Raw genomic sequence first — 13,434 nt, forward strand, 5'->3', positions numbered from 1 at the left:
GCGATCGCGGCGGTCAACGGACCGCGGGCTGTTGTGGTGTCGGGTGATGAGGATGCCGTCGTCCCGGTTGTCGAGCGGTTGGAGTTGCTGGGGCGTAAGACACGGCGTCTGACGGTGTCGCACGCGTTCCACTCGCCGCGTATGGACGGGATGCTGGCGGAGTTCCGCGAGATCGCCGCCGGACTGACCTACCACACCCCCCGGATCCCCGTCGTCTCGAACGTCACCGGTGAACTCGCCGACGCGGCCCGGCTCGGCTCCGCCGACTACTGGGCTCAGCATGTCCGCGAGGCGGTCCGCTTCGCCGACGGTGTACGGACCCTCGCCCGCGAAGGCGTGACGAACTTCGTCGAGCTCGGCCCCGACGGCGTGCTGACCGCGCTCGTCGAGGACACGCTCGACGGTGAGCAGGGCGAACACCTCGCGTTGCCTCTGCTGCGACGCGACCGGCCGGAGACCGGCACTCTCGTCGCGGGTCTCGGACAGCTGCATGCGACGGGCGTCCCGGTCGACTGGCATGCCTTCTTCGCGGGCAGCGGAGCCCGCCGCGTCGATCTCCCCACCTACGCCTTCCGGCAAGAGCGCTTCTGGCTCGACGCCGGTACGGACGACGACGAGGCCGGTGGAGCGGGCACGAACCCGACCGGGCATCCGTTGCTGGGCGCCGCGCTCGACCTCGCCGGCGCCGACGAGGCGCTGTTCACCAGCAGGATCTCGGTGCGGAACCAGCCATGGCTCGCGGACCACACCGTCTTCGGCAGCCCGGTGCTGTCCGCCGGCGCTGTCGTGGAGCTGGTGGCGCGTGCGGGCCAGGAGGCAGGGGCGTCCGGCTTGGCCGAACTCCTGCTCCGTACACCGCTCGTGCTGCCGGCCGAGGCGGCCGTACGGCTCCAGGTCAGGGTGGGCGTTCCGGAGCCCGAAGGCTCGGAGGACGCCGGCCGGCGGGCGGTCGCTGTGTACGCCCGACCCGATACGGCCGACGCCTCCTGGACCCTGCACGCGGAAGGACACCTCGAAGCCGGTGACGGCGGCATCGGTGAACTGGACCCGGCGGTGCTGGACACCGCCCTGCTGGACCACTCGTTCACCGCGGGCGAAGGGACCGTGCTCGTGCCCGCGGAGTGGCGCGGTGTACGGATTCACTCCGCCGTCACGGAGTCGGCCCGGGCGCGCCTGACCGAGACGGGAGAAAACACCGTTGCCGTCCAACTGTTCGGGGAACGCGGGGAGTTGCTCGCAACGGTGGACTCCGTGCGCTACCGGGAGGTGGCCGAGGAGGAGTTCACGGCCGCCTCGGGTGTGTACGGCGACGCGCTGTTCCGCGTCGAATGGACACCCGTCACCGCCACCGTCCCGCATCCCGGCGATGCGCTCCACTGGGCCCTGCTGGGGACCGGTGCCGGCCCGGACACCGCCCACGACCTGGTACGTCACGAGGACGTGGCCGCGGTCGGCAAGGCCGTCGACGCCGGAGTGCCCCTCGACACCGTACTGATGTACTGGCCATCGGGCGCGGCCGAGAGCGGTACGGCGCTCCGCGCGGCGACCCACCGTGTGCTGGCGCTCGTCCAGGACTGGCTCGCCGACGAACGGCTCGTCGGCACACCGCTCGTCGTGGTCACCACCGGTGGCGCGGCGGTGGGCGCGCAGGACTCCGTCGACCTGGAGGCGGCGACGGTCCGCGGGCTGCTGCGCTCCGTCCAGGCGGAGCACCCGGCCAGGCTGGTCCTCGTCGACATCGAGCCGGTCGGTACAGAGCCGGTCGGGACGGAGCCGGCCGACGCGGAGCCGGTCGGCGCCGCGCCCCTCCCCACCCCACTCGCCACCTTTGCCGCGGCCCTGGCATCGGGCGAGCCCGAAACAGCGGTCCGCGACGGACGGCTGCTCGCGCCGCGCCTCGGCCGGGTTCCGCTCCACGGCGGACGCGCCCGGACCTTCGACCCCGAGGGTACTGTGCTGATCACCGGCGGCACCGGTGCGCTGGGCGGCCTGTTCGCCCGGCACCTGGCCTCCCGCCACGGCGTGCGGCATCTGCTGCTGGTCGGCCGCGGAGGACAGGACACCGACGGCGCCGAGGAGCTGGCGGCCGAGCTCACTGCGCTCGGCGCCGACGTCACGTTCGCCGCGTGCGACGTCGCGGACCGCGAAGCGCTCGCGGCAGTCCTCGGCGCGATACCGGCCGAGCACCGGCTCACCGCGGTCGTCCACGCGGCGGGCACCTCGGACATCGGCGCCGTCCCGGCGCTGGACTCCGCCCGGCTCGGCTCGGTACTGCGTCCGAAGGCGGACGGGGCATGGCATCTGCACGAACTCACCCGGGACATGGACCTGGCGGCCTTCGTGCTCTTCTCCGACTCGGCGGGGACCCTCGGCGGTGCGGGCCGGGCGGGCTACGCGGCGGCGAACGCCCACCTCGACGCGCTGGCCGCCCACCGGGCGGCGCTCGGACTGCCCGCCACCTCGCTGGCCTGGGGACTGTGGGATCTCCCGCAGGGAGCGGGCGGCATCAACGCCGGCCTCGACGAGGCCAGTCGGGAGCGACTGCTCCAGGACGGCCTGCGGCCGCTGACGCCGCCCGTGGGAACGGCACTGTTCGACGCGGCACTCTCCGTGTCCGGGAGCGGCGCCCCCGCTGACACCGTCCTGCTCGCCACGCCCGTGAACCTGTCGGCGATGCGCGCCCACGGCTCCGTACCGGCGCTGTTCCGGACGCTTGCCGGGCTCCCGGCACGTGCTGCCACCCACGCCGGTGCCGGGGCAGAGCCGTTGGCGCGACGTCTCGCCGGACTCGACGACGAGGAACGGCAGCGGCTGGTGCTCGACCTGGTGCGTACCCAGGTGGCCGACACACTCAGGCGCGCGGATCCGGCCTCCGTGGGGGCCGAACGGCCCTTCCAGGACATGGGCTTCGACTCGCTCACCGCCGTCGACCTGCGCAACAGGCTGAAGGCGGAGACCGGGCTCCCGCTGCCCGCGACGCTGATCTTCGACCACCCGTCGCCGGCCGCGCTCACACAGTTCATCCTCGCGCAGGCAGCGGCCGACGAGCAGCCCGGCGCGACCTCGGTCCTGGCCGAACTGGACGGGCTGGAGGCGGCGATCGCGTCGGCCGGTCCCGACGGCCTGGACCGGACCGTGCTCACCGAACGTCTGCGGGTGCTGCTGGCCAGGCTGGACGCCGACCGGACGGAGGAGGAGCAGGCACCCGACGCGGCGAGCAGGCTCGCCGACGCATCGGCCGACGAAATCTTCGACTTCATCGACAGCGAGCTGGGCCGTGGCACGAACTGACCGTCCCAGCCATCCAAGGAGAAGCGGGTTCCACATGCCGAACGAAGAGAAGCTGGTCGAGTACCTCAAGTGGGTGACCGCGGATCTCCAGAAGACGCGCCAACGGGTCGCCGAACTGGAGGCGGGACAGGACGAGCCCGTGGCGATCGTCGGCATGGCCTGCCGATTCCCCGGTGTCACCTCGCCGGACGAGCTGTGGCAGCTCGTCGTGGACGAGGGCGACGCGATCTCGGACTTCCCCACCGACCGTGGCTGGGACCTGGACAGCCTCTACGACCCCGATCCGTCCCGGCCCGGGAAGATCTACATCCGCCAGGGCGGCTTCCTCGACGGCGCGACCCGGTTCGACGCCGCGTTCTTCGGTATCTCGCCGCGCGAGGCCCTGGCGATGGACCCGCAGCAGCGGGTGCTGCTCGAAACCGCGTGGGAAGCCATCGAGCAGGCGGGCATCGACCCCACGACCCTCAAGGGCACCAGGACCGGTGTCTTCGCGGGCCTCGTCGAACAGAGCTATCTGGACCTGGACAGCCCCGAGGAGTTCGAGGGCTACCAGATGACCAGCAAGCTCAGCTCGATGGCGTCGGGCCGCATCTCGTACACCCTGGGCCTGGAGGGCCCCTCGGTGTCGGTCGACACGGCCTGCTCGTCGTCGCTGGTCGCCCTGCATCTCGCGGTGCAGTCGCTGAGGTCGGGCGAGTCGACGCTCGCGCTCGCGGGCGCCTCGTACATCTCCGCGCACCCCGGCGGGTACATCGACGGCTCCCGGCAGCGAGGACTCGCCGAGGACGGCCGGTGCAAGCCGTTCTCCGCCGCCGCCGACGGCATCGGCTGGTCCGAGGGCGTCGGCCTCCTCGTGGTCGAGAAGCTCGCGGACGCACGGCGCAACGGCCACCGGGTCCTCGCCGTCGTACGGGGGAGCGCCGTCAACCAGGACGGCGCGTCGAACGGCCTGACCGCGCCGAACGGTCCCTCGCAGGAGCGGGTGATCCGCCAGGCACTGGCCAACGCCAAGCTGACGGCGGCCGATGTGGACGCGGTCGAGGCGCACGGCACGGGCACCCGGCTCGGCGACCCCATCGAGGCCCAGGCGCTGCTGGCCACCTACGGCAGGGCGAGGCCCGAAGGGCGACCCCTCCTCGTCGGCTCCCTCAAGTCCAACATCGGCCACGCACAGGCGGCTTCGGGCGTCGGCGGACTGATCAAGATGATCCAGTCCCTGCGTCATGGGTTACTGCCCAGGATGCTGCACCTCGACGAACCCACGCCCTTCGTGGACTGGTCGGCGGGCGACGTCGAACTGCTCGGCGAGGCCCGCCCGTGGCCCGAGACGGGGGCGCCTCGCCGGGGCGCGGTCTCGGCGTTCGGAGCCAGCGGCACCAACGCGCACGTCATCCTGGAACAGGCGCCCGAGGACGAGCCCGAGCCGGCGCCGGCCGTGGACTCGCCCGCCGTCGACCTGCCGGCCGTACCCTGGGTGCTGTCCGCCAAGACCCCCTACGCGCTGCGTGCCCAGGCCCGCAGGCTGCACACCTTCGCCACCCGTGACGCCGGCCCCGGCACGCTGGACGTGGCGCTGTCGCTCGCCACCACCCGTACGGCGATGGAACGGCGAGCCCTCGTAGTCGGCCGCGACCGGGAACAACTGCTCAGCGGCCTGGACGCCTTGGCGAACGGGACCGAGGCGGACAACGTCGTCACCGGCACCGCCGGCGAAGGCGGCAAGACGGTGTTCGTCTTCCCCGGACAGGGCAGCCAGTGGCCCGAGATGGCCCGCGAGCTGCTGGACTCCTCCGGCGTGTTCGCGGCGCGGATCGCCGAGTGCGCCAAGGCGCTGGAACCGTACGTCGACTGGTCGTTGGACGACGTGCTGCGCGGCGTCGAGGGCGCCGCGTCGCTGGAGCGGCTCGACGTGGTGCAGCCCGTGCTGTTCGCGGTCATGGTCTCACTGGCCGAGCTGTGGCGTGCGCACGGCGTGCAACCGGCAGCCGTGGTCGGGCACTCGCAGGGCGAGGTCGCCGCCGCGTACGTCGCGGGAGCCCTCTCCCTCGACGACGCCGCCCGGGTGGTCGCCCTGCGCAGCGCCATCGCCCTCAAGCTCCAGGGCACCGGCGGCATGGCAGCGGTCGGGCTGCCGCGCGAGGACGTCGCCGCACGCCTGGAACAGTGGGACGGCAGGCTGTCGATCGCGGTGGAGAACGGCCCCAGTTCGGTGCTGGTCGCCGGGGACCGCGACGCCCTCGACGAGCTCGTCGCCCAGTGCAAGGCGGACGGAGCGCGGACCAAGCGGTTCCCCACGGACTTCGCCTCGCACTCGCCGCAGGTGGAGGCCGTACGGGAGGAGCTGCTCAGGGCGCTCGCGCCGGTACGGCCGCAGCAGGGCACCGTTCCGTTCTTCTCGACGGTGACCTGCGACTGGGTGGACACCGACCGTCTGGACGCCGAGTACTGGTACACGAATCTGCGCGGGACGGTGGAGTTCGCCCGCTCGGCCCTGGCCCTGGCCGAGCAGGGGTACGGGGCCTTCGTCGAGGTCAGCCCCCATCCGGTGCTGACCTCGCACCTTCAGCAGAACCTCGGCGACGAACCGGTCATCACCGGCACGCTCCGGCGCGACGACGGCGGCATCGGCCGCTTCCTCGCCTCCCTGGGCGACTACCAGGTGCGCGGCGGGGAGGTCGACTGGACCCGGCTGTTCGCGGGCACCGGCGCTCGCCGCGTCGAGCTGCCGACGTACGCCTTCCAGCACGAGCGGTACTGGTACGAGTCCGGCTCCGACACGCTCGACGCCACCGGTCTCGGGATGAGCGCGACCGGTCATCCGCTGCTCGGCGCCGCGGTCGCCCTGGCCGGAACCGAGCAGACGCTGTTCACCAGCAGGCTCTCGCTGCACACGCACCCCTGGCTGGCCGATCACACCGTCGCGGGCACCGTCGTCCTGCCGTCGTCCGCCCTGGTGGAACTCGCCTTGCGCGCAGGTGACGAACTCGGCTGCACGGCCGTCGACGAACTGCGCGCCGGCACACCGCTCGTACTGCCCGCGCACGGCGGCGTGCAGCTCCAGGTAGCCGTGGGCGCCGCGGACGAGAACGCCGTGCGGCATCTCACGGTGCACGCCCGTCCCGAGGACGGCGACGTCCGGTGGACCGAGATCGCCCGGGCCCGGCTGAGCGTCCGCGGCCGAGGCGCTCCGTTCACCACAGGACAGTGGCCGCCCGCCGGGGCGGAGGCGATCGACCTGGAGGGGGCGTACGACGGGCTCGCCGCGGCGGGCCTCGCACACGGCCCGACGTTCCGGGCGCTTACCGCGCTCTGGCGCGCCGACGACTCCGTCGTCCACGCGGAGTTGGCGCTGCCGGAGCGGTCCGCCGGTGACGCGGCCCGGTTCGGTGTGCACCCTGCCCTGCTCGACGCGCTGACGCACGCCGTGCAGATCGCGGACGCGGCGGCCGACGCCTCGGCACGGCCGTCGCCGTGCACGGCCGTCGGCTGGGGAGACGTCCAGCTGTACGCCACGGGCGCCACCGCGCTGCGCGCACGGCTGACCCGCGCCGCCGACGGCAGCCTGTCCGCGCTGCTCACCGACCTGAGCGGGCAGCCGGTCGCCGCCGTGGGCTCACTCACGCTCGAACCCGTGGCGACCGGCCGGCTGGAGCGTGCCGGCGCACGTGACAACGACGCGCTCTTCCACACCGACTGGACCCCGATCGCGCTGGCGCAACCCGACGAGACGCTCCGCTTCGCCGAGTTGGGCGACACCGAGACATCCCCGGCGCGCGCGGGGGACGTCGACGCCGCCCTCGTACGCCTGCGGTCCCGGGACGACGCGGACGAACCCGTCGGCGCCGCCCACGCGGCCACCCACCGGGTGCTCTCCCTCATCCAGGCCTGGATCGCCGATGACTCGCTCTCCGACACACCGCTGCTCGTACTGACCCGGGGAGCGGTGGCCGCCGCACCCGGCGAAGGGATCCGCGATCTGGGCGCGGCGGCCGTATGGGGCCAGGTCCGCTCGGCGCAGTCCGAGCACCCGGGCCGGTTCGTGCTGATCGACACCACGGACGCCGATGGCGAACCCTCGCCGGAGACCCTGTCGGCGGTCGTCGCCTCCGGCGAGCCCCAACTGGCCCTGCGCGCGGGCAAGGTGCTGCTGCCACGACTGCGCCGGGTACCGGTGACTCCCACGGGATCGCCCTCCGGGTCCTGGAACCCCAAGGGCACCGTGCTCATCACCGGCGGCACCGGCACCCTGGGCGGCCTGTTCGCCCGTCATCTCGTCGCCGAACACGGCGTGACCCGGCTGCTGCTCACCAGCCGCCGGGGCCCCGACGCGCCGGGCGCCGCCGAGCTCGCGGCCGAGCTCGCCGAGCTGGGCGCCGAGGTCGACGTCCGCGCCTGCGACGCCGCCGACCGGGACGCGCTCGCCCGCGCACTGGCCGCGATCCCGCAGGACCGCCCGCTGACCGGCGTGGTGCACGCCGCCGGCACCCTGGACGACGGGCTGATCACCACGATGACCCCGGAGCGCCTGGACGGGGTGCTGCGGCCGAAGGTCGACGCGGCGTGGCACCTGCACGAACTCACCCTCGACCTCGGCCTGTCCGCGTTCGTGCTGTTCTCGTCCCTCGCGGGCGTCATCGGCGGTGCCGGCCAGTCCAGTTACGCCGCCGCGAACACCTTCCTCGACGGGCTCGCCGAGTACCGGGCCGGCCTCGGCCTGCCCGCGACCTCGGTTGCCTGGGGCCTGTGGGCGCAGACCGGCACCATGGGTGACCTGTCGGCGGCCGACCTTGAGCGCATCGCGCGCGCCGGCTATCCGCCCATCGCCTCCGAACGGGGCCCGGCCATGCTGGACCTCGCGCTGGGCCTCGACCGCGCCACCGCCGTGGCCACCCCGCTGAACATCGAGGCGCTGCGGGAACAGCCACGGCAGGTGCCCGCGGTGCTCGGATCCCTGGTGCGCGTACCCTCGCGTCCCGCCGCCCGGAACAGCGATGTCCCCAACGGCTCTTTGGCACGCGACCTCAGCGGCCTGCCCGAGGAGGAACAGCGAGGCCGGGTGCTCCATCTCGTGCGGGCCGAAGCGGGGGCGGTGCTCGGCCACACGGCACCGGACACCATCGCTGAGCACCAGCCCTTCACCGATCTGGGCTTCGACTCACTGACCGCCGTCGAACTGCGCAACCGCCTCGGCTCGCTGACCGGGCTGCGGCTGCCGACCACACTCGTCTTCGACCACCCCACCCTGGCCGGACTCACCGAGTACCTGTGGGCCGAACTGGTGGGGCAGGCGGGCGCGGACGAGGGATCGGCCGACCGTCCCGCGGTCGACTTCGCCGCGGAGATACGCCTCGCCGACGACATCCGCCCGGCCGCGGAGGTACACCGCGTCACCGAGAACCCCAAGGAGGTGTTCCTGACCGGCGCCACCGGGTTCCTGGGCGCCTATCTCCTGCGCGATCTGATGCGTACGACGGACGCGACCGTGCACTGCCTGGTGCGGGGCGCCGACGAGACGGTGGCACTGGAGCGGCTGCGGGCGAACCTTCAGTGGTACGGGATCTGGGACCAGGTCGACACCGAGCGGCTGTCGGTCGTGGTCGGCGATCTCGGCCTGCCGGGCCTGGGGCTCGCTCCTGAGCGCTTCGACGAGCTGGCCCGGACGGTCGACGCGGTCTACCACCCCGGGGCCATGGTCAACTGGGTGCAGCCGTATGCGACGGTCAAGGCGGCCAACGTGTCGGGCACGGAGGAGATCCTCCGGTTGGCCGCCCGCCACCGCACGGTCCCGGTCCACTACGTGTCCACCCTGGGCGTGTACGTCGGCCGGGACACCGGCGGTGCCGGCATCAAGGTCTCCGACCCGAGCGGCCCCGGCGACACCCTGCCGACCGGCTATACCCAGAGCAAGTGGGTGGCGGAGCAGATCATCGAGTTGGCCAGGGAGCGGGGTCTGCCGGTCTCCGTCTACCGGGTCGACCTGATCGCCGGGGACCACGAGAGCGGTGCCTGCCAGACCCGCGACTTCGTGTGGCTCACCCTGAAGGGGCTCCTCCAGGCCGCGGCGGTGCCGGGTGACATCCCGGTGCGGTTCCGTCTGATGCCGGTCGACTACGCGAGCGCCGCGATTCTGCACATCTCCCGGCAGGCCGGGAGGGACGGCCGGACGTTCCATGTGTGCAGCCACACCGGACTGACCCTGGGCACCATGGTGGAGGAGCTGCGCGCGCACGGGTACACCCTCGATGAACTCGACTGGGACAGCTGGCGTGACCGCGTGACCGCCGACCCGGACAACGCGATGGTCCCGCTCTTCGACGCGTTCGAGGTGATGGCCGCCGCTCCGGACGCCTTCTATCCGCCGATCGACGACCGCGAGACGGCCGAGGCGCTGGCGGGCAGCGGAATCCGCTGCCCGGAGGCGACCCGCGAACTGTTCGGCAAGCACGTCGAGTTCTTCGCGGAGAGGGGGTACTTCCCGGCGAAACAGGCCGCACGGTGACTGCGGCATATGCATCATAACGACTTCGCCATGATGAAAAGGGATGGGAGAGGAAAATAGGGTATTCGGCCATGTTGGAGTGAACGTACCCAGGGCGGCGCCCACGGCGAAGCAGGTCTTGCCGAACGGGTACACGTGCTCCCCTTCGGAGGAACCAGTTGTTGCAACATCTCCGCGCGGCGCTTGCCTGGGCCTCAAGCGTCGCCGTCATCGCCGGTAGCCTGATCGCCGGTGCTGTGCCGGCGTCCGCGGACGCCGGCCCGGTGTTCACCGTGATGAACACCAGCGAGACCCTCCCCGACGGCGTATGGTTCCGCAACAGCCCTCACACCCAGGACACCGCGCGCATCACCGGCCTCGGCGTCTACCGCGGTGAGCAGGTACGGGCCGAGTGCTATCTGATGGGGGATTCCGTAGGCCCGTACGGCAATCGGGTCTGGTACTACAGCGACAACGTCTCCCGACCCAGCGCTGCGGGACGCCCCGACAAGGGGTTCCTGAACACCCACTACATCAGCGACGGCATGACCGCCAACCACGTGGCCCCAGGCGTCCCGCCGTGCGGCGGCACTCCGAGTCCTCCCGCTGCGACGGGCCAGAACGTGGCCTACTACTCGGGGAAGGGCAGTGCCGGGGCGGATCTGGCGCGCAGCCTGCACTTCGGCCGGGTGCTGACCGCCGACGGCAGTTACGACGGGAAATGGCCGGGTGGCGGCTCCTGCCAGCCGTCGGCGAACGCCGTGGCGTTCGCGGGCAAGAACATCACGCGCCTTGCCGGGTGGAGCCTGGGCCGGCTCGGTCCCATCTACGCGCTGCGATACCTCAAGGACCACGCTCCGGGCCGGGCGAAGAACATCAACTACGTGGTGCTCTACGACCCGGGGACGCCGCAGTCGGACTTCGGGACATGCGACGAACCGGGCACTCGTACCGTGCAGGCCGATCAGACGCTGGCCTGGTGGCTTCGGCTCTCGTCGGACAACCGCCTGATCATCATGGCCGGCAACCTGACCGCTACCAACCACCATCAGAGCATCCAGCAGAACTACTTCCCCGCCATCAAGCGCGCGGGCGGGGGCGTCCGCAGCCGTGTCCTGGTGTGCAATTACGGTCTGGGACACGCGGAGGTCTGGAAGACCTACGCCCACGTGATGTCGCAAGACCGTCTGCCCACGACACAGGGGTTGAGCTCCTGCCCGCGGCAGGGTTCGAGCCAGGTCTGGGGCTGGAACCCCTGACCCGTCGCCACTCCGCCCTGCCTGCCTGTCTCCGGCCGCCCTGCGCGGCTTGGGACAGCAGGTGTGGCCGGCGCCGGCGAGGGTGATGTGCTGACCTCACCGACGCCGGCCTGGAACCAGCCGACACACGGAAGACCGGTTGAGGGGGCAGTTGTGCCGTGGCCGCGCCGCTTCGACAAGCCGTCCCTGGACGGCCGCTCCGCCGACTGCTGAAGGGCCCCGGCGCCGGTGCGCCGGGGCCTGCTCCCGCGCCGTGGCTCAGCGGGCCGTGTGCCTCATGCGGTGTGGATCTCCAGGGCGGCACGCACGGCGGACTCCACGGCTCCCTCGATCCACGCCGGCTTGACGGACGTGTGGTCCCCGGCGAAGTGCAACGGCCCTTCGCGCAGGGGGATGGCGGGCAGCAACTCCGTATGCTGTCCGGGCAGCAGCACGGACGCCTCACCGTAGGAGTAGGGGTTGCGCAGCCAGCTCTGCGTGCGGCCCGCGCCGGTGTAGAAGACCTCGATGCGCTGGCCGTAGACCTGCTGGAGGCCGCACAGGGCGTGTGGGTACCGTGCCTCGTCGTCGAGGGAGTCCCAGCGCAGCGCGTCGTCGGCCCAGCTGTAGGAGGCCAGGACCACACCCCCTGCGCTGCCCGGGACCGGATGGGAGGGGTGGAACATGAACCGGTTGGCGTTGTCCGACACCGAGCCGCCCCCCACGACGCCGACCGCCTCCGGCTGGTCGCGCCCGACGGCGCGGTTGGCGGCGTAGTGGGTGCGCTGACCCGCTGTGATGTGCCCGGCGGGCACGGAGGGATGGGCGCCGAGCAGGCTGCCGTCCGCGGTGGCCCGGCCGGTCCGGTAGGTGTCGTACAGGCCGGGGTCGACGGCGTGCAGCTCGCGCCTCCAGTCGGCCTCGTCGAACTCCCACCAGCGGCGGCTGAACTCCAGCAGCACCTTGGTCGCGCTGTCGTAGTGCAGTTCACAGACCGCGCGGCGCTTGCCGTACGACAGGGGCGGGTCGATCTGGACGTGGCGCAGCCCGGAGAACGGCACCGTGACCACGGCGGCGTCCGCGGTGAACTGTTCGCGCACGACCGGACCGCCGCGGCCCTCCGACACGGTGTCCACCCACACGTGCGGGCCCTTGCTCCGGACGTGTGCGGTGTCCGGCGAGGGGCGGTCGGGGTGGTGGTACTCGATCCGTGTGACACGGCGGTCGAACCGCACGTCCCCGCGCACGCGTTCCAGGAGGGCGTCCGGCAGCACGGCCGTGCCGCCCTCCAGCTCGTAGAAGGGCGTTTCGGGGCTGATGAGGGAGGAGCCGATGAAGCTGTGGACGAAGGACAGGGGGAGGCGTGAGGTGAGGTTCTCCAGGGTGCCGATCAGGTCGATGGTCCGCTCGTCGAGGCCGGCCTCCTCGGTGAGGAAGCGGAACATCGACCAGTCACCGAACCGCTGCACCACGCGCGCCCAGCCCCGCAGCCGCTCCTGGAGAGGCTTGTCGACCCGCTTGCCGTCGCGGCCGACGTAACCGAACTCGTCGCGCACCGGGTCCAGCGCGGAACGCAGGATGGCGGCGGCCGGAGTGTCCCAGTGGGCCCGGGGGACACCGAAGGAACGGTTCACGCGCCGGGGCGCGCGGGTGTAGTCGGCGCGCCGCATGCGGATACCGTTGACATGGATCCAGCTGCGGCCCACAGGACGTCCCTCGTGGTCGACGTCGACGTAGTGGAAACGCCGCTTCTTCAGGCCGAACTGGTCGATCAGCTCCATCACCAGGGGATGGCTGCCGGGGATGCGCATCGCGCCCGCTTCGGCGTACTGACGGGGATCGGCGAAGGGCTGCTCGGCGTGTTCGTGGCCGCCCTTGCGGAAGGTCTTGATCCGGCCGCCCGCGCGGTTGCCGTTGGCCTCCAGCACCGTCACCCGGTGACCTGCCCTCCTCAGCAGCCACGCAGCCACCAGACCGGCCGGACCGGCGCCGATGACCAGGACGTTCTTGGCGTGTGTTCCTCGCTGAGCCGGCAGCCCCTCGCGCAGGACGCGCTGGTAACGCGGGACGAGGGGGAGGTCATCGGAGTCCAGTACGAGGAGCGCACGAGCGACGGCAAGGCACCGGTCGAAGTCGGTGCCACGCCTGTCGCGCGGGGCGGTGGGTGCGGGCAGAGCCGCGGCGACACCGCCGTTCAGGGCCGTCGCCACCGTGGCCGTGCCGGCCACCGCCGCGAAGCTCCGTCGGGAGAAGCCGCCATCCGAGCGCACCACCGCGTGATCTTCAGTCATGGCGGTCTTTGTACGGGCGGCCGTGCCCAGGCGTCCGCTCTTCGCTCCGGCGTTGACTCGAAGGGGCGAAGACGGCGACAAACACTGACGTCACAGCGGGCCCGCCGGCGGGGACGGCTCCGGAGACCCGAACGGA

General features: G+C 72.1%; 4 protein-coding genes. 3 read left to right on the forward strand and 1 reads right to left on the reverse strand.

Features of this window, described 5'->3' with window-relative positions:
• From ABT171_RS34180 to ABT171_RS34190, 3 genes are all read left to right on the forward strand, one after another.
• The coding region (locus ABT171_RS34180) for a type I polyketide synthase (protein WP_351250290.1) at positions 1-3,291 on the forward strand (3,291 nt) is incomplete at its 5' end.
• 34 nt (positions 3,292-3,325) lie between these two features.
• Complete coding sequence (locus ABT171_RS34185; RefSeq protein ID WP_351250291.1) at positions 3,326-9,790, forward strand: type I polyketide synthase; 6,465 nt, start codon at positions 3,326-3,328, stop codon at positions 9,788-9,790.
• Between the two features lie 161 nt (positions 9,791-9,951).
• Positions 9,952-11,028 (forward strand): hypothetical protein, encoded by a 1,077-nt coding sequence (locus ABT171_RS34190; RefSeq protein ID WP_351250292.1) that lies wholly within the window; start codon positions 9,952-9,954, stop codon positions 11,026-11,028.
• Between the two features lie 275 nt (positions 11,029-11,303).
• On the opposite strand, the gene lgoX is transcribed toward ABT171_RS34190, so the two are convergent.
• The gene (lgoX, locus tag ABT171_RS34195) at positions 11,304-13,298 is read right to left on the reverse strand and encodes an L-glutamate oxidase LgoX (RefSeq protein WP_351250293.1); all 1,995 of its coding nucleotides are present in this window, start codon (positions 13,296-13,298) and stop codon (positions 11,304-11,306) included.
• Positions 13,299-13,434: the final 136 nt, after the last annotated feature.

It is taken from the genome of Streptomyces sp. NPDC001851 (assembly GCF_040297165.1).
In the GTDB taxonomy this organism is placed as follows: Bacteria; Actinomycetota; Actinomycetes; order Streptomycetales; family Streptomycetaceae; genus Streptomyces.

Bases quoted from the DNA above. Each gene is read 5' to 3' on its own strand.
- lgoX (WP_351250293.1), bottom strand. From the start codon at position 13,298: ATGACTGAAGATCACGCGGTGGTGCGCTCGGATGGCGGCTTCTCCCGA.
- ABT171_RS34185 (WP_351250291.1), top strand. From the start codon at position 3,326: ATGCCGAACGAAGAGAAGCTGGTCGAGTACCTCAAGTGGGTGACCGCG.